This window comes from Acidobacteriota bacterium (genome assembly GCA_003225175.1).
Lineage (GTDB): Bacteria > Acidobacteriota > Terriglobia > Terriglobales > Acidobacteriaceae > Gp1-AA112.
Genome location: QIBA01000042.1, coordinates 71,298 through 93,240 on the forward strand (window position 1 = coordinate 71,298; position 21,943 = coordinate 93,240).

The 21,943-nt window shown below is 55.1% G+C and carries 17 protein-coding genes and 1 pseudogene; 10 read left to right on the forward strand and 8 right to left on the reverse strand.

What is annotated here, in order from left to right; translation table 11 throughout:
- Positions 1-106: 106 nt before the first annotated feature.
- From DMG62_10815 to DMG62_10830, 4 genes are all read left to right on the forward strand, one after another.
- Complete coding sequence (locus tag DMG62_10815; GenBank protein ID PYY22967.1) at positions 107-1,093, forward strand: CPBP family intramembrane metalloprotease domain-containing protein; 987 nt, start codon at positions 107-109, stop codon at positions 1,091-1,093.
- Between the two features lie 127 nt (positions 1,094-1,220).
- Positions 1,221-2,726, forward strand: coding sequence for an IMP dehydrogenase (locus DMG62_10820; protein ID PYY22968.1), 1,506 nt, complete (start codon positions 1,221-1,223; stop codon positions 2,724-2,726).
- 7 nt (positions 2,727-2,733) lie between these two features.
- Entirely contained in the window at positions 2,734-3,255 is a 522-nt protein-coding gene (locus tag DMG62_10825; protein ID PYY22969.1) for a hypothetical protein, read from the forward strand.
- The gene (locus DMG62_10830; GenBank protein ID PYY22970.1) at positions 3,098-5,224 is read left to right on the forward strand and encodes a hypothetical protein; all 2,127 of its coding nucleotides are present in this window, start codon (positions 3,098-3,100) and stop codon (positions 5,222-5,224) included. The genes DMG62_10825 and DMG62_10830 overlap by 158 nt, the downstream gene beginning before the upstream one ends.
- 31 nt (positions 5,225-5,255) lie before the next feature.
- Here DMG62_10830 and DMG62_10835 read toward each other — a convergent pair whose 3' ends face one another.
- From DMG62_10835 to DMG62_10845, 3 genes are read right to left on the reverse strand one after another with little or no spacing between them, the layout of a single operon-like run.
- A complete protein-coding gene (locus DMG62_10835) occupies positions 5,256-7,409 on the reverse strand; it encodes a VWA domain-containing protein (GenBank protein PYY22971.1) in 2,154 nt (717 codons plus the stop codon).
- Complete coding sequence (locus DMG62_10840) at positions 7,409-10,780, reverse strand: hypothetical protein (protein ID PYY22972.1); 3,372 nt, start codon at positions 10,778-10,780, stop codon at positions 7,409-7,411. The genes DMG62_10835 and DMG62_10840 overlap by 1 nt, the downstream gene beginning before the upstream one ends.
- Positions 10,781-10,786: 6 nt before the next feature.
- The gene (locus DMG62_10845) at positions 10,787-11,545 is read right to left on the reverse strand and encodes a hypothetical protein (protein PYY22973.1); all 759 of its coding nucleotides are present in this window, start codon (positions 11,543-11,545) and stop codon (positions 10,787-10,789) included.
- Positions 11,546-11,863: 318 nt separating this feature from the next.
- Between DMG62_10845 and DMG62_10850 the strand changes: the two genes are divergently transcribed.
- Positions 11,864-13,462: a hypothetical protein gene (locus tag DMG62_10850; GenBank protein PYY22974.1), complete on the forward strand. Its 1,599-nt coding sequence runs from the start codon at positions 11,864-11,866 to the stop codon at positions 13,460-13,462.
- A 40-nt stretch (positions 13,463-13,502) separates the two neighbouring features.
- Positions 13,503-14,159, forward strand: a complete 657-nt coding sequence (locus tag DMG62_10855; protein PYY23006.1) for a DNA-binding response regulator — start codon at positions 13,503-13,505, stop codon at positions 14,157-14,159.
- 50 nt (positions 14,160-14,209) lie between these two features.
- Here DMG62_10855 and DMG62_10860 read toward each other — a convergent pair whose 3' ends face one another.
- Positions 14,210-14,620, reverse strand: coding sequence for an ArsR family transcriptional regulator (locus DMG62_10860; protein ID PYY22975.1), 411 nt, complete (start codon positions 14,618-14,620; stop codon positions 14,210-14,212).
- Positions 14,621-14,704: 84 nt separating this feature from the next.
- Here DMG62_10860 and DMG62_10865 point away from each other — a divergent pair, with 84 nt between their 5' ends.
- Both DMG62_10865 and DMG62_10870 read left to right on the forward strand, forming a co-directional pair.
- Positions 14,705-15,556: an arsenite S-adenosylmethyltransferase gene (locus DMG62_10865; protein PYY22976.1), complete on the forward strand. Its 852-nt coding sequence runs from the start codon at positions 14,705-14,707 to the stop codon at positions 15,554-15,556.
- Positions 15,553-16,034: pseudogene (locus DMG62_10870) on the forward strand (protein-tyrosine-phosphatase). The gene DMG62_10865 and the pseudogene DMG62_10870 overlap by 4 nt, the downstream one beginning before the upstream one ends.
- Position 16,035: 1 nt before the next feature.
- Here the strand turns inward: DMG62_10870 and DMG62_10875 are convergent.
- On the reverse strand, positions 16,036-16,731 hold the full coding sequence (locus DMG62_10875) for a hypothetical protein (protein ID PYY22977.1): 696 nt from the start codon (positions 16,729-16,731) through the stop codon (positions 16,036-16,038).
- 352 nt (positions 16,732-17,083) lie between these two features.
- On the opposite strand from DMG62_10875, the gene DMG62_10880 reads away from it, so the two are divergent.
- Positions 17,084-18,076, forward strand: a complete 993-nt coding sequence (locus DMG62_10880) for a hypothetical protein (protein ID PYY22978.1) — start codon at positions 17,084-17,086, stop codon at positions 18,074-18,076.
- 88 nt (positions 18,077-18,164) lie between these two features.
- Here DMG62_10880 and DMG62_10885 read toward each other — a convergent pair whose 3' ends face one another.
- A complete protein-coding gene (locus tag DMG62_10885; protein PYY22979.1) occupies positions 18,165-18,497 on the reverse strand; it encodes a hypothetical protein in 333 nt (110 codons plus the stop codon).
- A gap of 567 nt (positions 18,498-19,064) precedes the next feature.
- Positions 19,065-20,393 carry a sorbosone dehydrogenase gene (locus DMG62_10890; protein ID PYY22980.1) on the reverse strand — a complete coding sequence of 443 codons (1,329 nt, stop codon included), beginning with the start codon at positions 20,391-20,393 and terminating at the stop codon, positions 19,065-19,067.
- A 41-nt stretch (positions 20,394-20,434) separates the two neighbouring features.
- Here DMG62_10890 and DMG62_10895 point away from each other — a divergent pair, with 41 nt between their 5' ends.
- Positions 20,435-20,623 carry a hypothetical protein gene (locus tag DMG62_10895; protein ID PYY22981.1) on the forward strand — a complete coding sequence of 63 codons (189 nt, stop codon included), beginning with the start codon at positions 20,435-20,437 and terminating at the stop codon, positions 20,621-20,623.
- A gap of 352 nt (positions 20,624-20,975) precedes the next feature.
- Here the strand turns inward: DMG62_10895 and DMG62_10900 are convergent, their stop codons facing one another.
- Entirely contained in the window at positions 20,976-21,683 is a 708-nt protein-coding gene (locus DMG62_10900; GenBank protein PYY22982.1) for a hypothetical protein, read from the reverse strand.
- Positions 21,684-21,943 lie beyond the last annotated feature (260 nt).

Below are 21,943 nucleotides of genomic sequence, written 5' to 3' on the forward strand. Positions count from 1 at the left end.
TATCGGACTCTTACGCTCAGCTCATAAGCCGACTCGGGGTGAACACCACAAAGTGTGATGATACGCCTGATGTGGGTGATTTACAAACCAGCCTCAGTTCACGAAAATGGCTACAAACACCAGCAAAGCAGCGCCAGAAAGGCCGGAAAAACGCTTGCAAGACACTGAAAATCAATCGCTTATTTCTGACGATTCCGACCCATCAACGTCATCCGAATCCAAATCTTCTTGGCGCAGTTCACTGTTTCTTAACGAACGAGGTTTGCGCGCCGGATGGCGCTTTGTACTCTTCCTGATCTTGCTTCGACTGGTACTCATCCCGATGGTTTTTGTGGCCGCCAAGCCGTTCCGCCATCTGCTGGAATCCAGAGTCGGGGACATATCAGACGCTTTGTTATTTCTTTGCATTCTGCTCGGCACGCTCATCATGTCCAAGGTGGAGCGTCGCTCGATGCTCTCTTACGGATTACGAGATTCTGTCGCTCTTTCGCGCTTGTTCGCAGGAAGTCTGATTGGGTTCGCGTCCTTAAGTTTGATGCTGTTGGGTTTGCGCGCGACTCATCACCTCGTGTTCGGCCCCCGCTATTTGGGCGGCTCCCAGCTTCTCATGGCTGCGCTCTTGAATCTGCTCGGATTCCTAATTGTTGCGCTGTTCGAAGAAAACGCTTTCCGCGGATACGCGCTACATACCCTGACGGAAGGAATCGGATTCTGGCCGGCAGCAATCGTGATGGCGCTGTTGTTTGCAGCGCTGCACGTGCAGAATCCAGGCGAATCGGAGGTCGGAATAGCGGCGGTGTTTGCGTTCGGAATGATGCTTGCTTTTTCGCTTTGGCGTACTGGAACCCTGTTGTGGGCAATTGGGTTTCATTTCATGTGGGATTACTCAGAGAGTTTTCTTTACGGCGTTCCTGATAGCGGTCTTGTTCAGCCTGAGCATCTGCTTAGCACGCATTTGTCCGGGCCAGCGTGGATCACAGGAGGAAGCGTCGGCCCTGAGGGAAGCTGGTTCATCTTCGTGCTGTTGGGGGTCGTGGCTCTGATCATTCATTTTTTGTACCCGCACAACAAGTTTCCCCAGGCCATCGGGTGATCGGGTGAAGTTAAGAATGGTTAATCTCGCGGGCCTGGGTTGTTAATTCACCCGATGGCCCGATCGCCAGATCACCCGATTCTTCCGGTTCCTTGCCTTACAATGGAGAAACGCAAGTGAGATTTGAATGATTCATTTTCCCGTCCCTGAGGCTCTTACCTTTGATGATGTTCTCCTGCTGCCAGCGCATTCCGATGTGGTTCCGGCACTGGCTAAAACACAGACACGGCTCTCGCGCACAATTAATCTGAATATTCCCATCATCAGCTCAGCGATGGATACCGTTACCGAATCGCGCCTGGCGATCGCGATGGCGCAGCAGGGTGGGATCGGCATCATCCATCGCAATCTTTCGATCGAGCAACAGGCTGGGGAAGTCGACAAAGTGAAGCGCTCCGAAAGCGGCATGATCGTTGATCCGGTGACGATCTCGCCCGAGGCAAAGATTTCAGACGCACTCGACGTAATGCGCAAATATAAGATCTCAGGCGTGCCGGTTACAAAGAATAAGAAGCTGGTCGGCATTCTCACGAACCGAGATCTGCGCTTCGAGACCCGAACGGACGTTGCTGTGGACAAGGTGATGACCAAGGAGAATCTGATCACCGTTCCTGTAGGCACTACGCTGGAAGAAGCCGAGGCAATCCTGCACAAGCACCGCGTAGAGAAACTGTTAGTCGTGGACGAAAAGCAGAACCTCAAGGGCTTGATCACCGTAAAGGACATTCAAAAGAAGCTGAAGTATCCAAACGCCGCAAAGGATTCGCAAGGGCGTCTCCGCGTAGGGGCAGCCATTGGAGCGACCGGCGACTACCTCGAACGCGCGCAGGAGATGGCGCGCTACAAAGTAGACGTACTTGCGATCGACAGTGCACATGGTCACACGACTCGCGTCCTTGATGCCGTGCGAGAGATCAAGAGCAAGCTGCCGGAAATCGAACTGCTGGCTGGTAATGTGGGCACATTCGATGGAGCTTGCGCGTTGATCAAGGCTGGCACTGATGCGGTTAAGGTAGGGATTGGTCCGGGGTCTATCTGCACGACTCGCATCGTAACCGGCGCTGGAGTGCCGCAGATCTATGCAATCGCTGAAGCATCGCGCGCAGCCAAGGATTCCGGCGTTCCCGTCATCGCCGATGGGGGGATCAAATACTCAGGAGACATCACAAAAGCGATTGCCGCCGGTGCCAGTTCGGTAATGATCGGTTCGCTTTTTGCCGGAGTGGATGAAAGCCCCGGCGAGACGATCTTGTATCAGGGCCGCTCCTTTAAGGCATATCGAGGCATGGGATCGCTGGCCGCGATGGCACAAGGTTCGAGTGAGCGCTACTTCCAGAGCAATGACGACGACACGCCGGCAGCCGAGCTAATTGAAAATGGAAATCAGAACAGATTGGCGAAGCTCGTGCCAGAAGGCATCGAAGGTCGGGTTCCATATCGCGGACCCCTGGCAAACATGGTGCTGCAGCTCGTGGGCGGGCTGCGCTCAGGCATGGGATACGTGGGATGTTCAACCATTACAGAGCTGCAACAGAAAGCGCGTTTCGTGCGCATCAGCGGCGCCGGTCTGCGCGAGAGCCACGTGCACGACGTGATCATCACGCGCGAAGCTCCAAACTACCGGCTGGAGTAGCGCGCGATTGAAGGCATTCACAAGAAACATTCGATATTGGTTACCGACACTCTTCTGGCTTGGAGTGATCGCGTATGAGTCCTTCCGCCTTTCCTCCGCAGTGACGGGCGGCTGGCTGTGGCAGATTTTGCATCTTTTACGCGTGCAAATGTCCGCAGAGAGCTTCGCGGGATTGCATCATTTGCTGCGAAAGAGTGGGCATTTCACCGGATACGGACTGCTCTGCATTCTGCTCTTTCGCTCCTGGTTTCACACGCTGCTGGACGATTCCGATCCGACCGGACACGTACCTCGAAATTCTGCGAGATCAGGACAACGGTGGAAATGCGCAGCTCTGGCGGTGGGCATGACTCTCGCAACCGCGATCCTGGATGAATGGCACCAGAGCTCCGACTTGTCACGTACAGGTACACCTTGGGATGTTGCCCTCGACCTTGCCGGCGGAGTCCTCTTTCTGGCGATTGCGCTGTTCGGACTCAAGCTGTGGCAGGCACGCCGAGTGGAAAAACTGGAAGAGGTTTCGGCATAGTAGTAGCGTCTGCTTTTCGGCAAGCATCTTACGCCGAGACGGTCATATGGGCCTTGAAGAATACAAACGCAAACGCAGCTTTGAACGCACACCAGAGCCTCCGCCGAAGCTCGATCCCAAAAAGGGATTCCGGTTTGTAGTTCAGAAGCATCGAGCTTCCCATCTGCACTACGACTTTCGCCTGGAAATGGAAGGAGTGCTCAAGTCATGGGCCGTTCCAAAAGGCCCCTCGCTTGATCCAGCAGACAAGCGGCTCGCGATGCAAGTGGAGGATCATCCGGTTTCATACTTCCACTTCGAAGGCATTATTCCTCCCGATAATTACGGCGCCGGCACGGTCATGGTCTGGGACACTGGAACCTGGGAGCCGCTGCAGGAGGACTATTCGGATCACAAAAAGAATCGCGCCGAGCGTGAAAAAGAGGCTCTCACAATGGTGGCCAAAGGCGACCTGAAGTTTCGCCTGCATGGAGAAAAGCTCAAGGGCGATTTCGTACTAGCGAAGATGCGCTCGCGACGTCCAGGATCGAAAGGCACAGAGTGGCTACTGATCAAGAAGAAAGATGATCAGATGAAGCCCAGCTATGACATCGACAAATTTGATTATTCGGTTTTGACTGGGAGATCGATGCCAGAGATCGCGGGCGATGCAGGCTCTGCTGAATGGCACAGCCGACCTGGCTCCAGAGGACGTACCAGCGAGAAGAATGCATGGTTGGCAGACTCCATCGCCAAGCACGACAATCAAAGTGCTCCGGAACGTGTCGCTCAGAAAACCTCTAATGGGAAACCTTCAAGCGTACGCGCAGAAAGCACGTCGCGGACTAAATCCGTCGCGGCCAAAGAACCAAAGAGCGCAAGAGTCTCGACCCAGGGAGCCAGCACCAAGTCTAAAAAAAAAGATTTCGCGCTCGATGAGGTAAAGGGCGCGACGAAACAGCCCATGCCGCGCCAGATCCATCCCATGCTGGCAACGCTGGTTGATGACGCATTCGATGATCCCGACTGGCTCTACGAGATCAAGTGGGATGGATATCGCTCAGTCCTTTTTTTGGGCGAAGAAGACAAACGATCCGTACGCATGGTCTCCCGAAATCAGAATGATCTGACAGAAGCTTTTCCCGAGTTGCAATCAATTGCCGATCAACTGCAATGTAGCAATTGCATTCTGGACGGCGAAATTGTTGCAGCTGACGAAGGCGGGCGTGCCACATTCAGTCTGATGCAACAACGCAGCGGTCTCTCCGGCAACGGAAAACGCCGCGCGCCTGATCACAGCATCTTCATCCTTTATTACGCCTTTGATCTGCTTTACCTGGATGGCTATTCGTTGATGAAAGTCGATCTTGAGGATCGCAAGAAGCTGCTCGCGAAAGTCATTCAGGCAAATGAGCGCCTGAAGATTTCAGACCACTTCCCCGGCAACGGAAAAGCCTTGATGGCCGCCGCACGCCAACAGGGCCTAGAGGGCATCGTCGCGAAACGCCGCACGAGCTGTTACATCCAGAAGCGAAGCCGCGAATGGCTAAAAATCAAGATTACGCAGCGCCAGGAGTGCGTGATCGGCGGCTACACCGATCCTCGCGGTAGCCGAGAGAATTTCGGATCGCTTGTGCTTGGGCTTTATGACGAAAAGGGACGTTTGATTCCTATCGGCCAGGCGGGCAGCGGATTTACTCAGGTGTCCCATGCGCAAATGTGGGAGAAGCTGCGCAAGCTGGAGACGAAGGAGAATCCTTTTTACGGCAAGGTTGATAGCCCACGCAGCGTGCATTTCGTGAAGCCAGGGCTTGTCGCTGAGATCAAGTTCACCGAGTGGACCCATGAAACCGGCGAAGGTGGATTAAAGATGCGCGCCCCAGTCTACGAGGGGCTACGCGAAGATAAAGATCCTCGGGAATGCCGATTTGAAGTTAAGAAGTCAGCGCTCGAGGAAGTTGAGAAGGCCGAGAGTGGCGACGCCACTTAAATCAATCTGTATCGAGGATTCGACTCACTTGTTAGTTACCTCCCGAGGAAGCGTTGGCCACATTTGTCGGCTGTCGCACAAGAATCGCGAGCCGCGGAAACGAGAAGCTTCCACCAGCATCATCTATTACGTTCACCTGGCAGGTATAAAGTCCGGGACGAAGCTGCGACAACGGTACATCTAACTGGAACACAGCAGCCTTACGTTCTGGCGCGTTAATCTCGCGCGCCTCTACCAGCGGCGTCGAGTACGCCATGGCATTGCCCTGTAGAAATTCGACATTCGTGAGCACATGCACGGCGTTCTTCGGCAGCTTCTCCTGCTGTCCCTGGGCATTTGCGCTCTGATCGCGCTTCTCCTTCGCTGGATCGTACACCTCGTATTGCATGTACAGATGCTGATCTGGAGTGAAGACGTGCGTAACGTTAGGCACCAACTCCTGACCATCGCGAATCAGCGGATTCGGATTGTTCTTCTTCTGCGATACTGGCGTTCGCTGGTTCGCCAGAACAATCGAACTCATCTTGAGCGGCACTTTGCGCAAATCGGGAACGGTGACGTCAGCCTCAAATGATCCCAGTCTCCCGGTTTGGTTCTCGCGGACTACAAACTTAAGGTGGAACTTCCCTGGAGGGAGCACGAAGCCCGTGTTGTATTGAACGTTCTTGTGGCGCACTTGGCGCGATTCGTCGACCACCAGCTTCACCGTCTCTCGGGCATTGCCGATCGCATGTTTGAGTTCATCCTGCACAACTCCGATGATGTCGATGGTCGCGCGATCCTTGTCTTTCTCGGTGACAAATGGAATTTGCGATCCGGGAATCACGATTGAAACCGGAATGTAATAATGCGCATCGTCCATGCGGAAATAAGCCGCTGCCATGTAGACAGCGACATCGATTTCAGGAAGTTCTGAAGCAAGTTCATCGAGCATCTGCTGCTCGCGGTCTTCTTTGTTGAAGTGCGCGTAGTCCTTAGGACCAAAATAGCCTTTGCGGTATTCGAGTTTCAGATCGGGACGGTTCAATACTACTTTCACGCGGCGAAACTTTCCATTCATCTCAGGATTCGAGCTGCGATAACCGATCACGTAATAAGCCGAGGTGTCCCGCTGCACGGCAGTGAACACTCCGCTCAGGTCGTTGGAATCGAGAAAGGCTTTGCCACCGGTGTCCCCCGCCAAAGTTGTGAGTGTCTCCTGACTGTCGGCATTGCTGCTGAACTGATCGAGTACTGACTGACCGGAGTACGCAGCCCGTCCGCGCAAACTTGCGTTTTGCGCCTCGCCGCCAGCGGCAAATGCTTGCAGACCTCGGACATCCAGCGTGTACAGAGCGACGTTTGCCTGCACCGCAGCATTCGTTGTCGCTCGCAGTTGAACCTGATTCTCAATTCCCGAGCGGCTCACGCCATTGCTGAAATAAATGATCGACTTCTTCTGATCGATCTTCAATAACGCCTTTGCCACAGACTGAATTGCCTGCAGTTTGCGGTCGGTGTTGAACTGGTTGTACTCGGAGTCGTCGGCAACGAACGAACCGCCGGTATCGGGAGTGCCGTCTGCGCTGCCAGTGTCACCGCTCTGGAATCCTTGACCTTCGCCTGAGGTGTAGCCGGCCAGCACAGATTTCAACCGCGTCTTGTCGTTCGTGAAATCCTGATCGACTCGCATCGAGGAAGCCAAAGAGATGACAGAGACCAGGTCCGCGGGCGCCATCTGCTTGTCAACGTACTTCTGTGCGGCAAACACCGCGCGATCGATGTCGTCAGGCTCCATCGCGCTGAAGTCGAAGAAGAGCACGATTAGGCGATGATTCTTAAGCTGCTCTTTGTTTACTGACTCTTTACTGCCAATGATCCTCATCGGGGCAGCCGTACCACTTACCGTGGGACCGGCTGCGCCCGCGGTCGCCAACGCATCCACGTTTTCAAAATCAAAGCTTGAGATGCGCTGCTGCTGGCCATCTTCGTAAATACTGAACGCGTCCTGGGTGACGCCACGAACGAGGTTCCCCTGCTTGTCGCGAACAACCACATTCGTGAGCACCAGATCGCTGGTGACGCGAATTCTATAATCGTCAGGAGAAGGCGTCTGAGGTTGAGCATCCTGCGCCGGGAGAGACGGCGCGGCGATGAACAAACTCAGGATCAACGCTATGATCTCAGATGAAAGCGACGGCTGCATTAGAACCTGAACCTCGCGCTCAGCGTGACACGCCGCATTGCCCCAGCGCTGATTACCTGGCCGTAGGTTAGGGAGTTCAAAGCCGTGTCGATGGTGGTGAATTGCGGCCGGTTAAAGACGTTGTTCGCGCCGATTCGCAGTTCAAGAGCACGTGTGTCCTTCGCCAGCAATGTTTTGCTCACCGACATGTCGAAAATAAGCTGGCCAGGGCCGCGAATGCTGTTTCGCTGTGCATCGCCAAATTGACCGGAAGCTGGCTGCACAAATGCTGCGGTATTAAACCAGCAATTGATCGTTCCGATCGCAAATCCGTTAGGACAAGTTCCTGCCGTCGGGTCTCCGACTACGTTCGCGCGCAGCGTACCGTTTACGCCCTGACTGATGTCGGAAAGGGCACCGAGAATGCGCGGCGTGAACGGTAGTCCCGACGCAATTGTGAAGTCCCCGCTCCACTGCCAGTCGCCAAAGACCTCCTTCATCGCGCCCTGATTGTTTAGCCACTTCTTGCCCGTGCCGAATGGCAGCTCATACAGGAAATTGCCGGTAAAGCGGTGGCGCTGGTCGAAGCTGGAGAGTCCTCGCTCAGCAGCAAGGTCCTGATCGTTCTGCGCAACCACTACCGCTCCGCCGCCAATGCTGGAGGCATTATCAATCGACTTCGAAAAAACATACGTCCCCTGCGCGGAAATGCCATGTCGGAGCCGTTTGCGTATGCGAACGCTCCCTGCGTGCAGTATCGAATCTCCCTGCGAGGTCTCGAGAATGAAGGGCTGAACGCCAGCAATGCGCAGACCGCCGTCCGGCAGTCGATTCGGAGCGCGTTCGATGTCGAGAGCGGTGCCTTTCGCGCCGTTATATCCGATATTCAGGAGTAGCGAAGGCGTAAGCTCCTTTTGAATGTCAACGTTCCAAATCTGCACATATCCGAGCTTGTAATTCCTATCGACCGCGAAGTTGTTGGTGACCGCCGCCGTAGGAGGCGGAAATCCGTTTTCCAACGTAAGCGGCGAAGCAGCCGAAGTCACATTGGTCGAGGTAAAAGCAAACGGAGGCTGAAATGCGAGGTTCTGTACGATGCTGCCGTACTGGCCGGTGTTGTAGTTGATGCCATAACCGGCACGCAAAACCGTTTTTTTCGCTGCCTTCCAGGCGATGCCGACTCGAGGAGCGAAATTGTTGCGATCGGGCTGGACTACCGTAATGGGAAATCCTCCCGTGAAGGGTCCCGATGTGCCCGGGAAAACTGGACTCACGGCAGTGATCGTGGGATTAATGTCCAGGTTGACGAGCCGATTGTTAGCCTCGCTAAACGGAGAGACATACTCACACCGCAGTCCAAAATTGAAACTCAGATTGCCGGTGGCCCTCCAATCGTCCTGCACGAACAAATCCCAGGAATTCTGCCGGAATTCGTATGTGGTAGTCCCACCCTGGATCGACGTGAGCTGAGGCAGGCCAAGTAAGAAATCGGCGAAGTCAAAGCCGCTTGTAAAGCCAGTCCCACTGAACGTAAAGCTTCCCCGACCGTTCTGTTCGGTACGCAGGTCGTTGTAAATTCGGCGGAAATCACCGCCGAGCCGCAGATTATGATTGCCGAGCCGCCAGATCACACTGTCAGACCACGAGAATGTCTGGTTGTTGCTCAACGTTGCGCCTGTATCGCGAGCACTTTGAAAGCTTGTGAAAGAAAGAACAGGGACACCGTAATCAAACGGATCCTGCGACGTTCCTGTAACTCCTGCCATGCCAGCTACATTCACCTTGTTCTGATAGAGGTTGCTGAGCTGCGTGTGGCTGCGGTTGTAGTTGAAGTGGAGATTATTCGTTAGCCGGTTCCTGCTGACTATCCATCCAGCGCCTGTGTTGATCCCCGAAGTGTCGGTATTGCCGAGTAGAGTAGGAAAAGGATTCGATACCTGGCTCTGGGAATCGCTATAGTTCAAATTGAAATTGATGTTGTTGCGAGCTCGTCTGCGTCCCCCTCGGCCACCGCTGCCGCCAGCGTTTCCTCCAAAGGGCATGAAAGTAGCGCCTTCGCCAAAGTTGTGAATCACACGTACAGCGATCTGATCGTTGTTTTGAGTAAGCGCGGTAACGAAATGGAAATTCCTCGTCGTTCCCGGAAGATTTGGCAGAGGAATGAACGGCAGCAGCGCCTGGGCAGCCGAATCAATATTCGTAACCACGTTGCCAGGGATCGGCTGATTCGTTCGCGGATCTACAAGTTGGGTTGGAAACGATGAGAGGTTGCCTTGACGCTCAGCTAACGTCGGAACGGTAGAGAACTGGTCGTAAGGATTTTGGTTTCGCCCACCGGTCCAATTGAGGAAAACGAACGTCTTGTCGTCCTTCACGAGGTGCGGAATGTGAAGCGGTGAACCCAGGGTAACTCCGAAGCGGTTCTGATCGTACTCAGGCTTTTGCTGCGGTCCGCGAAGCAAGTTTGTGCCACTGTTCAGCGCATAAGGAGCCGCATCGAAGATGGAATTGTCAGTGCTGTAGAAGATGGAGCCGTGCGGCTGATTAATGTTGAATCTGCCCGCTCGCCCACCGAGCATGAAGCCGCCCGGGCCGTCAGCAAAGCCGCCACCACCGCCTGGCCCCCCGGCGCCGAGGATCAGTGGACCTCCGCCACCGCCGAAACCGCCTTCCCGCTGCATGCGATCGCGGAATTCCTGAATTCGATCCTGAAGCTCATCCGGATTCATGCCGAAATTCTGCGCCTGTCCCATAGCGCCCGTGATCGAGACGGATTCGGTCGGCGCATCGCTGCCCGCTCCATTCGGGGGCAAGCCACTGGCGACCGAATTGTCATTCGCTGCTCCCGATCCGGGAACAGCCCCGGTGTCCGATTCAGTGACGGCCAAACTCTGCATGCCTCGGTTCGCTAATGCAGTTGCAATCTGTTGCTGAGTGCCGGCAGCTTGTTGTGCAGCGAGAATCTGTGCGCGCGACGCGAGCATGAGATCCGCATCTACCGCCGCTTGCGGCGTCTCTGGCGTAATCACTACTTCCTTAGTGATGGCAGCGAAAGCAGCTTGCTCAATTTTGATTACGTATCGGCCACGCGATGGCAACGCAAGTGTGAAGGAGCCATCAATGGCGGTTGCGGAGGAGACCTTCTTTCCCGTCAGAGTATTGGAGGCACTGACCGCAGCTCCGGGAAGAGGGGTCTTCGCAGACTTCACCATCCCGCGCACAAGGAATTGCGGCGCAAGGTTCGGCGAATCACTCACAGGAGCATCCACTCTGGCAGTAGTCTCGCCAGAAGGTGCTTGAGTCTGAGGCAAACAAAACGCTGGCGTGCCAAGGAGAGCGATCAAGCAGACCGCGTTTCCGAGTGCCGCTGTGTGGAAGCAACGTATTTTCATCGGGTACTACTTGGGAACCTGCGCTGGAGCTTGCTGCTGGCCCGCATTTGAGTGATCCGCGGCTCCGCCCTGACTTGATCCTCGTCCGAACCCTCCTTCGAAGCCCATCATCCCACCGCGCTCCTTCATACGACGAACCATTTCGGGATCTAGGACGCTAACATTCGCCGGGACAAACACGCCATTCTTAACTTCGCCGCGAGCGAACACCGCGTCTCCAGTTTTGATGTCCGGCAGAGTAATGCTTTCGTCGCGTCCACGCCGAAACGACGTGTTTTCGTCTGCCTCGATGGTCTGCGTCATCCCGTCAGTGCGGGCAATCGTGAGCTTGGGAGCATCAATCGACTTCACTTCTCCCACGACGATCGTCTTGCCCATGCGCTCCTCGACCTGGGCTTGGGATGGTGCGGAGCCAATCGCGTTGGCTGTCCATGTGTTTTCGCCCGTGGATTCGCCACGTACGAAGATGTGATCCCCGACTTTGAAGTCGGAGAGCTTGGCCTCTTGCTCGTCTTTCCTGAAGCGAGTGTTAGATGTGGTATTAACGGTGCCGATCGAACCATTCGGCAGCTTAATCTTCACAGTCGAGCCGTTTATCTCGGTCACCTCACCGAAGGCGCCACGGCGGAATTCCCCTGCCCCTTGTCCGCCTCGGCGATGGGGACGCTGTGAGCCATCCTGCACAGGTTCCTGTGCAGCCGAGGAGCAAACGAACAACGCGGAAACAACCGCGCTGATGACAAAGAACTTAGCTGAGCTTTTCATTGCAAGTCACCCGTTCAGAACTGTATCCAAGAAGACGAAAATCAGCGCCGTAAAGAGGCGCCAGAGCATGTAAATTTTTGTGCGTGGCGGTGTCATTGTGCACGGCTAATCAACACGATGCAAGCAGGACCTCGGGTACGTGATTGGCAGCCGAGCCGCTCTTACCTGCCTCAGATATTCTCCGTATAATCAAACGGTTAATAAGATTTGGTCCTCCTAATGACAAAACCTTAGAGAGTCCGTTAAAATTGTAGTTAACTTGGTGAGTGGTAGTTAACTGGAATAAAAACCGCTTGCCGCCGTCCCGGGAGTCTGATTTTGTCCTCAGTTCTGTCACTCAAGGACAGCTCGCGCGAACTGCTTGTTGAAATCCTGAGTACGCTCAATCCCTATTACACCGATGTAACGGAAAAGTGGCGCGAGCAGATTGCGACAGAGTTCGGCTTTGCCAGGCGCGAACTAGGAGCTCTTGAGCGGCTTAGCCTTAATACCGCTCATTCCTTCTTCTCTCATAACGATCTTGCTGGATTTTTCGAAAACGTTGATTACTTCGGCATGCGGCTGGCCAAGCTGCAAGTGGACACGCGAGCCGTCGCGCGCTCGCTAGAGATCTATCAGGAGCTTTGTGAGCCCTACCTAAGTGGCCTATTCGGGGCAAGGTTAAAAGAAGTGATCGCAACGCTCGATGTTCTCAAATCAGCCACGTTCGTTACCGTCTCTGGCGCGTATTTTGACGCCAAGACACGCGAATTCGCGACTCTCTTGCGTGTGCTCGACGCAGAACTTGGGTCCGGTGATATCGGCGCGATGTTCGAGAAGGTGCTTGAGATCACGAGCGCCAACTTCGGCGCGTCTATGGCAGCGATTCTGTTACGCAAGCCGGAGGGCGACGGATTCAAATTGGAATGCTCCCTGGGGGTCGAAGGCCTCGTCCCGGACGATACCGAATTCGAACTCGGCCAAGGTTTCTGTGGCAGCCTAGTGTCAACCGGCGAGCCGGACATGATCCTTGACGTCGCCAGCGATTCCCGAATACTTCACGACGGAATCAAAGAACGCGCAAAGTCGCTCTGGGGAGTGCCCCTCAAATCTGGAAAGAATGTCATCGGAGCTATGGTCCTCGGCTTTGCGCGGCCATATGAGTGGCTGCCCAACGAACGCGATCTCATGCGGGCGATCGGCGATCGCACCGTGATGGCCATCGAGCGAGCCCAAATGACCGAGGAACTGCGCGCTCGCGAAGCCCGAATCGCCGAACTCTCCGCTCACTTGCTGGCAGCGCAGGAAGACGAGCGCAAACGCATAAGCCGCGAGCTCCACGATGAGACCGGGCAATCGCTGATGGTGATCCGTCTGTATCTCGGCATGCTTGAAGCGCAGCTCACCGGCCGCACAGCGAAAGGCAAAATCCGCGAAACCGTCGGTGTCGTCGATCGAACCATCGAAGGCATACGCCGCATCATTGCGCGTCTGTCTCCGCTCATGCTGCAGGAACTCGGCCTGGTTGCTGCTATCCGCAAAGAAGCAAAAGATGTGGCCAAAGCCACAGGGATCAAGGTTCGCGTCGCCATCAACGAAGACGTTGGCCGTCTTGCCCCGGAAATCGAAGCGGCTATCTACCGGGTGGTTCAGGAGTCACTGCACAACGTTGCAAAACACGCGCAGGCCAAATGTGCCTCCGTGCAAATGAGCCGGCATGAGAACGCCGTCTATCTGACTATTGAAGATGACGGTATCGGCATGCCATCAAAGGTTAATACTCCGCGAAGCCACTCGTTTGGCCTGGCCGGAATCAAAGAGAGGATAGCTTCTCTGGATGGGGAGGTCCGCGTCCAGTCTGAGAAAGGCAAAGGGACGCGACTCGAGATCATGGTACCGGCCAGACAGTACGACGAAGCCATGTCGCAGACAGCGTGAGCGTAAGGAGTTTTGTTAAACAGGGAATCGCATGCCAAAAATCAGATGCTTGCTAACTGACGATCACACACTCTTCCGTCAAGGCGTACGGCGGCTGCTGGAAACCGAATCGGACTTCGAAGTAGTCGGCGAAGCCTCAGATGCAGGCGAGTCAGTCGAGAAGGCCAGAGAGCTGCGTCCCGATATCGTACTAATGGACATCGGCATGCCCGGACTCTCGTCCTTTGAGGCCGCTCGTCAGATCCGCAAGAATCGGCCAGAAACCAAGATCCTCTTCCTCACCATGTATGAGGACGAAGATTACCTCGTGCAATGTCTCGAAGTAGGAGCCGCCGGATACGTGTTGAAGGACACGCCGGCCCCGCAACTGCTGACCGCGGTGCGCGATGTCTACAAAGGTGGCAAGTACCTGAGCTCGCAAGTGCTCGGCAAGCTGGTCGAAGATTTTCGTTCGCGCGTGCGAGATACGCGTATGCGGCCGCGAATTTCCACGCTGACTCCGCGGGAGCGCGAGATTCTCAAACTGCTTGCGGAAGGCAATTCCGTAAAGGAAATTGCAGTTATCCTCGGCCTAAGCGTGAAAACCGTCGAAGCGCACAAGTTCAACCTGATGCGCAAGCTCGACATCCACAACAAGGCGCAACTGGTTACCTATGCAATTCAAAAGAAGATCATCAAGATTCCAGTGAACCAGTAGTCTCCTCCCGAAATGAAAAGCCCTGCCTAGGCGGGGCTTTTTTGTGCGATTCAACCAATCACACCACTGATCCGCGCCGGCATGGGTGCGCCGATCACTTGCACGAGGCTATTCGGTCCGCAGCAGGCTCGCTGCAACCGAGCCCGGTCGCGCTGCATGGCTTTGTCCTGCCGTAGGGCCTGCAAAGTGCTCTCCAGGATCGAAGCAGCATGCGGCTCCTGAGGCATAAGCAGGCGATAATGCATCCACTTCCCTTGCCGACGGGCTCCCACGATCCCGAGGCGGCGCAGATAGGCAAGATGCCGCGAGATCTTCGGTTGTGGCGCTGCGATCACCTGAGTGAAATAGCAAACGCAAACCTCCTGCTCATCCATCAGGTTGATAATTCGCAATCGCGTCGGATCCGCAAGAGCGCGGAATAACTGATCCAGCCGCAGACTCCGGTTTGTGCCCTCATGCATTCGTCCATTATATATATTCGCCTTGACAGATACGTTGCCGAAGAGTAACTTCGATGTATTCGCCCAAGCGAATACGAGGAAAGCATGACCAATGCAATCAAAGACGAAGTGAAAATGAAGTACGGCGAAGTGGCGCGTCGTGTCACGTCGGGAGAATCGGCGACCTGCTGCGCTCCCTCCTGCTGCGGCACGGAAATTGATCCAATTACCCGCGATCTCTACGACGGCCCGCAAAAATCCGTTCTGCCTGACGCGGCCCTAAAGGCGTCGCTCGGCTGTGGCAATCCCACCGCGCTCGCTGAACTGAAGCCGGGCGAGACCATTTTGGATCTCGGTTCCGGCGGCGGCATCGATGTGCTGCTTTCCGCCAGGCGAGTGGGCCCAACTGGGAAAGCTTACGGACTTGACATGACTGACGACATGCTCGCCCTGGCTCGCGAAAATCAGAAAGAGACTGGCCTAACCAACGTGGAGTTCCTGAAAGGGGAAATCGAGAATATTCCATTGCCTGACTGTTCGGTGGACGTCATCATCTCGAACTGCGTAATCAATCTCTCCGCTGATAAGGACAAGGTGCTGCGGGAAGTGTTTCGGGTTCTCAAGCCTGGCGGCAGATTCGCTGTTTCGGATGTAGTCGTGCGCGGCGAAGTTCCCGACCAGGTGAGAAGGAGCATGTTGCTGTGGGTAGGCTGCATCGCCGGCGCGCTGCGCGACGACGATTACATTGCAAAGCTCAAGCAGGCAGGATTCGATTCCATCGAGATCGAACCAACCCGCATTTACAACATCGGAGATGCCCGGGCTTTTCTCAATGCAGAGGGAGTAAACGTGGACGCCATTGCCTCTCAAGTTGAAGGCAAGTTCATCAGCGCCTTCGTTCGCGCACAGAAGCCTGATTGCGGCTGTGGGCCGAACTGCTGCAATAGCCCATTATGAAGCCAACCTATAACGTGCTTTTTCTCTGCACCGGCAACTCCGCGCGTTCAATCATGGCAGAAGCTATTCTGCGTCACCGGGGCGAACCGCAATTCCGCGCCTTCAGCGAGGGAAGTCATCGAGCGGGGGTCCATTGCGAAGCCCTGCGGCAGATTCAGATGGCCACGAGTCGATGAGAGCTTGCAGAGCAAGAGCTGGAATGAATTTGCCGTGCCCAAAGCTCCAGAGCTTTTATATTTACTGTTTGCGACAATGCTGCCAAGGAGATTTGCCCTGTTTGGCTAGGTCAGCCAATGATGGCACATTGGGGAGTTCCGGATCCCGCATGGTTGCCGGAACTCCAGAACAAATTACGCGAGCGTTCCGCGACGCATTCACCATCCTGGACCGGCGCATCGGATTCCTCCTCTCTTTAGCACTACCGATGTTGGACAAGATAGCGTTGAAGAAAGCTATCGATCGCACTGGAAACGAATGACCTATTTCGGAACGAGGAAATTCACGCTGCGATCTTCGTTTGCTTTGACTGTCTGGTTGATATCGAGATCAGCGAGCGGCACCTTGGTGGCGCGAGCGTTTGATAGCAGCCAAAGCGTCGATCCCACAATCGCGTAGTTCTGGACTTCGACGCGATGACCGTCGCGATAAACAATCACCGTAGCAGGCTCATCCGCGGGCTTGGCTCCGGCTGGACTGGGCGGAGCTACTGGGCGACGTTGTTCCTCGAGCGCTGAGCGCAAAGAATCGTTCTCATCCCGGAGCTGTCGGACTTCTGAGTCGAGCTGACTCATTTGATTGCTGAGATCGGCGTAAGAGCTGTTGTTGGCCGGCGCCGGCTCAGATGAGTACGAGCTGAATGAGTAATACGGATAGCCGTAATCGCTGTAATAGTATGGCCAATAGGAGCGGTAGTAATAAGGAGAGGCGACCACGAAAACGCGTCGGCGATGAAAACCATGATCGAAGCGGCTGCCGAAGGCGTGGGTCCTGAAGATCGGTGCACTATTGATGTGGGCAAAGGGCATGACACTCCGCCGTTGAGGAGCGAACGGCACTCGAGATCCAGTCATCATCGCAGGGTGGGGAGCAAAGAATTGCCGCTGAGTGGCTGGAGCAATGCCCATCGGTGGCGCACTGCGACCCATCGCAACTCTAGCGCCGCCGACACCGCGCATCCCACGCTGCGCGTGCATAGGGACCCCCACAGCGAAAACCAAGGCGGCCGCTATCACCAGTCGCGACATAGCTTTATTTTACGCCCATCGTCCAAAATGGTCCCTCTCAGCTTCATTCTTTTGGGCTGGTAACATGACGTGCGCTCCACGCTCGGTACTTGCCGCTAATCATAGAGAATCTGTTTGCCCCCAAACCTTTCTCCGGACGTATTTGAGGAATCACAAAGTGCTAGTGCTAATTTCGGATCTCTACATCCGTCTAGCATTCAGGTGTACTGCCGTAAGGTGATTAATCCCAGCGAAGCGGGTCAGCACCCGATTCGCCCGCTCATATGTTTTATAGGAACATTCAATGACTATGCGTATTTTGAATAACATGCCGACGAGGCGCACAGGTTTCGCTCTTTTCATTTTGGGCATAGCGACTTTCGCGGTTCATCCCAGCACTATGGCTCAGCCCTCTCCGGCGCACTCGCTGATCAAAGATTCCGACGCAACCTCGGTCTCGACCAGAAAGCCCGCTCCCGACTTGCCTTCTGTGTCGGGATCGCTCAGCGCAGAACAGATTCGAAACCTGATTCAGAAAGTCACCGATAACGACATCGAGAACGACAAAAAGCAGCGCAACTACACCTACATCGAACGCGATGTCGAGAATCATCTGGACGGCAAGGGAAACACGAAGTTTACGGAGACCAGGACATATGAAGTCCTGAATATCTACGGCGAGCAGGTGCAGAAACTGATCGAAAAAGATGACAAGCCGATCTCAGAAAAGGAAGCGGCCAAAGAAGAAGAGAAGATCCAGAAGATCATTAACAAGCGTAAAAACGAATTGGACAGAGACCGCCAGAAACGCGCTGAGCGCGAGGCCAAAGATCGCGAAGAAGGACGCCAGTTTGAACGCGAGATCGTCAACGCCTACAACTTCACTCTGCTCGGCACCGAGCTAGTGGGCGACCGCGAAGCGTGGGCGATCTCCGCCGAGCCTCGTGCCGGCTTCGTGCCGCACATGAAATACGCTAACTACCTGCCCAAATTTCACGGCCGCATCTGGATCGACAAGGCCGACCTGCAGATGTCAAAGATGGACGTCGAAGCCCTCGACACCGTCTCCTGGGGATTGTTCCTTGCCCGCATCCACAAGGGCTCGCACGTCATGATCGAGCAAACGCGCATCAACGACGAGGTCTGGCTACCGCGCCAGCTCAATTTCAAAATCGACGTACGCGTCGCTCTGCTCAAGAACTTCAACATGGACGCCGAACAAAGCTTCCGCGACTACAAAAAATTCCGCACCGATTCCAGGATCGTCGGCGTAAGCGAAACAGTGACGGATAAGTAGAGCAGGGCAGGCTCCACTTTCCTGAAGTTTCAAAAAGCCACTTAGAAATTGAATCCGTTTATGAAATTAAGACAGTCTGGCGTTCCGGCTACGTCCATTGCAAGCCGCAGTTTTGGCATTTGCGGTCGGGTTGGAGCTCGAAGCTGGCGTTTAGATCCAGTGCGCATTTGGGACAGTAGGTCAGCACATTTTCCACTCCTCGACGAAAGCGTTTGGCGCAGCGTTTGCAATCGTGCTCAGGATTAAAGGTGCCGCCGCGCTTCCAGCGCGATCCTGCAGTCTTCACGCCGCAAACTGTGCGACCTTCAGAGCGGAGAAGGTGAGTAGTGATCTTGCTGGGTAAGGCATAGCGGACAACAGATAATCCGGCGCGAGTGAGTTTCGTCCCTATGCGAGGCACGATACGTGACACTCCTTTCATTCCATGCCGGCCAGGCCGGTCAGAGAATGTTCCGTTCCCAAATTGGTGCGAAAAGGGATCGCCATCATGGCAGCGTCCGCGTGGAAAAGCAAGATCAAAACGGTTTAGTGGCGTAAGAAGGCGCTGGACATCCCTGGACTCAGGTATGATGTTGTCATGTCAATGAAACAAAGGTGTCCCGTCTGCAAAGGGCGCTGCACCGATGGAAACGGTCGAACCTGTCACGCCTGTCAGGGCAATGGTGAAATAGAATCGCAACCGATGTTCAATTTGGGTCCCAAACAGGGCCCAGTGCCAGCCAAAGCATCTCCTCGGGGCGTACAAATGAATAGCGGGATCACGCGCCATTAGCTCGGTACGGCTGACCGATTCGCAGGGAGCAGTGACGCATTCAGTGCGGCCTTGATCCGGACGATTGGCCTGCCTTCCTCTGCGCGATATGAGCCTTCCCTTATAACGCAGAAGACTCTCACCCGTCCGGCTGGAAGGGAGACTCTGAACTTTTTTCGTCAGCCCATCACTCGATCGTGGTGGACCACTCTCAGTCGTCCCACCAAAAGTGCGAGACTATCTACCTCCGGAATAGCTCACCCGCCAGATCGATTCTGATCCGTCGTCGCTTACTAGCAGTGACCCATCGGGCGCTACTGCGATTCCTACTGGACGTCCCCAAACGTCGCCTTCTGGAGTTACAAAGCCGGTGAGGAAGTCCTCGTATTCGCCCCCTGCGTGGCCGGTCTGATGCAGGGGCACGCGGATTACTTCGTAGCCAGTCCGTAGTTTGCGGTTCCAGGAGCCGTGTTCGGAGGCGAAGATGTCTCCCTGATACTGTGCGGGAAACTGCTTGCCTTCATAGAACGCCATCTCGAGCGACGCATTATGCGGCTGCACCAGGACGTCGGGAACGACGACCTTGTCCTTCAACTCCGGGTGCTTTCCTTTATGACGCGGGTCCTGATGGCCGCCGATGTAATACCAGGGCCAGCCGTAGAAGCCTCCATCCTTGACGTGCGTGATGTACTCCGGCGGAAGATCGTCGCCGATGTTGTCACGTTCGTTGACGGAACACCACGGCTCGCCCGTTTTGGGATTGACGGCAATTCCGACGCAATTGCGAATGCCGGAGGCGAAGACGCGGCGTCCCGAGCCATCGGGATTGAACTCGAGAACGTCGGCGCGTTCGGACTCCGTGGGATTATTGTCGGTGTCGTCGACGTTGGAATGCGAGCCGACGGAGACGTACATCTTCTTGCTATCGAGGGAGAAAGCAATATCCCGTGTCCAGTGACCTCCGCCACGAAGGCGTCCCCCGCCGGGAAGATCGGCGATCTTCTGCGAGGGGCCACTCGCTTTGAGTTCTCCATTCTTATAGGGAAAGCGAACGACCGAGTCGGTGTTCCCAATGTAGATCCACTGAGGATCGGGTCCGACGGGATAGAACGCGATCCCAAACGGCTTGTTTAGACCTGTGGCAAAAGTCTCAGTGCGCTCGGCCTTGCCGTCTTTGGTGATGCCCCGGAAGACCATGATAACGCCGGGTTCGCTTTCCGCCAGAAACAGGTCGCCGTTGGGCGCGGTGCGAAGCTCGCGAGGATTTCGCAAGCCCGTTGCGTAGAGTTCCACTTTGAATCCGGCAGGAGCTTTGGGCCAGACGTCCTTCGGGCGCGAGGCCAGCGCGCCTTGTGGTCCTCTTCCGGGAGGGCCGTTGTCTACGGCTTTGGTTGCGTAGGGTTCAGGAAGATCGGCGACCGTGATCTTGTGCCAAACGCCTGGAGCTTGCGTGCGATAGTCGCTGAACGTAGTTGGCTTCTGCGTTTGCGCGCCCGAGAAGTGAGCGGCGAAAGACACAGCTGCAGTCATGGAGGCGAGGATGGTGAGAAGTCTGAGCTCGTTCATAGCTTCGTCTTCATTAACGATAGCAGGATGCCCGCTCTACGATGCGTCTGCGTTTCACGCAGAAAAATGGCCCCGCAATGCGGGTCGTGCTGAAGGAGACAAAGCTCACTGCCAGGAGGTGGAAGGAGAATTCAACATGCGTTCTGATGAGACGCCATTTGCTGAAGGGACGATTGCCTGCTGTCCTGAGATGGCGTGTGTTGGCAGCGATCAACTCAGTAGAAGTCTGAGCAGCTCAGAAAGAATCCACAGTTCCTGCACACCATCTTGCAGCGTGAATCTTCGAGCCGCGATGAGCAGTTCGGACAATAACAGGTAGCGCTGGAATCCTCTGGCTTCCGGTGAGGAACTTCGGCTAGCGTGTCCGTACGGTTCACGGCCACACTATAGCGCGAATTCAGCCAGTTGCAATGTCGGAGCAGGCCGGAAAACGGGAGCTGATGATAAAAAGCAATTCACTGCTAATTCAGTGTTCCTGAAATCGAGTTTTGCGAATTCTGGGCAGAATTCGAAACCGTCCGGTGAAAACTAAAAGTTCACTGTTACTTTCGCTGTTCTTAGTCTGGCGATTCGCCTGGAATCCTACTGAGTTCCCTTCCAGAGCGACTCCAGGGCATGGCGATAGAAGCGGCTGCACGGGAGTTCTTTGCCGTTACGCAGTGACACCATGAACTCTCCGTTGTTGCAGGGCTGGAGCTCCTTGATCTTGCTTACATTCACGATGAATGAGCGGTGAATGCGGATGAATTGCGAGGGATCAAGCTCGTCGAGCTGGATGAATACTACGCGTCCGCCTGACTTGATAATGAGCCGATTCTCCGCGTGGGGCTTCCGTGCTGCCGAGAGCAGGCTGGCGAGGTTGTCGTTCAGCGCGCCCTTGGCCGACTTCGTCATCTCAGTCTTGGCACGTTCCAATGCGCGATGCAGGCGCTCCTGATCGAATGGCTTCAGCAGATAATCGAGGGCTTGCGCCTCGAAGGCCTGGAGAGCGTAGCTGTCGTAGGCGGTAGTGAATATCACGATCGGCATCTCACCGGGAATGCTGCGGATGATGTCGAAGCCATCGCCGCCTTCGAGTTCGATATCGAGCAGGAGCACATCGGGATGATGGCTTCGCACCGCATTTAACGTATCTTCTACGCCGCTGCACTCAGCGACGATCTGTACGTCTGATTCTCGTTCCAGCAGAACCCGCAGCTTCTCGCGCGATAGGGGTTCATCGTCCGCAATGACGGCTCGCAACTTGGGGGCAAGAATCATATTGATCTGACCCTCCGCAGTACTTGGCATTCCCACGACAGCCCTCCCTTGCCGGCTCACACCGGCAACACGACTGTTATTGATTCAGTGCAAGTTTCTCGCCTCTCACTTGGCAGGAGCTGAGCTTTGGACGGAGCAGAGCAGATTTCGTCCCTTCGTGGGGATAAGTTGTCGTTGTTTAGGTATGGACTTCAGACGAGTGTGACAGTCCGAGGTCGCAATGAAAATGGAGATTCTGTTGTCCAATGCAGGTGATTGATAAAACCTCAGATTTCCTCTGCTGAACGACG

Bases quoted from the DNA above. Each gene is read 5' to 3' on its own strand.
- DMG62_10815 (PYY22967.1), top strand. From the start codon at position 107: ATGGCTACAAACACCAGCAAAGCAGCGCCAGAAAGGCCGGAAAAACGC.
- DMG62_10820 (PYY22968.1), top strand. From the start codon at position 1,221: ATGATTCATTTTCCCGTCCCTGAGGCTCTTACCTTTGATGATGTTCTC.
- DMG62_10830 (PYY22970.1), top strand. From the start codon at position 3,098: ATGAATGGCACCAGAGCTCCGACTTGTCACGTACAGGTACACCTTGGG.
- DMG62_10835 (PYY22971.1), bottom strand. From the start codon at position 7,409: ATGCAGCCGTCGCTTTCATCTGAGATCATAGCGTTGATCCTGAGTTTG.
- DMG62_10840 (PYY22972.1), bottom strand. From the start codon at position 10,780: ATGAAAATACGTTGCTTCCACACAGCGGCACTCGGAAACGCGGTCTGC.
- DMG62_10845 (PYY22973.1), bottom strand. From the start codon at position 11,545: ATGAAAAGCTCAGCTAAGTTCTTTGTCATCAGCGCGGTTGTTTCCGCG.
- DMG62_10860 (PYY22975.1), bottom strand. From the start codon at position 14,620: ATGCATGAGGGCACAAACCGGAGTCTGCGGCTGGATCAGTTATTCCGC.
- DMG62_10865 (PYY22976.1), top strand. From the start codon at position 14,705: ATGACCAATGCAATCAAAGACGAAGTGAAAATGAAGTACGGCGAAGTG.
- DMG62_10875 (PYY22977.1), bottom strand. From the start codon at position 16,731: ATGCGCGGTGTCGGCGGCGCTAGAGTTGCGATGGGTCGCAGTGCGCCA.
- DMG62_10880 (PYY22978.1), top strand. From the start codon at position 17,084: ATGACTATGCGTATTTTGAATAACATGCCGACGAGGCGCACAGGTTTC.
- DMG62_10885 (PYY22979.1), bottom strand. From the start codon at position 18,497: ATGAAAGGAGTGTCACGTATCGTGCCTCGCATAGGGACGAAACTCACT.
- DMG62_10890 (PYY22980.1), bottom strand. From the start codon at position 20,393: ATGAACGAGCTCAGACTTCTCACCATCCTCGCCTCCATGACTGCAGCT.
- DMG62_10895 (PYY22981.1), top strand. From the start codon at position 20,435: ATGCGTCTGCGTTTCACGCAGAAAAATGGCCCCGCAATGCGGGTCGTG.
- DMG62_10900 (PYY22982.1), bottom strand. From the start codon at position 21,683: ATGCCAAGTACTGCGGAGGGTCAGATCAATATGATTCTTGCCCCCAAG.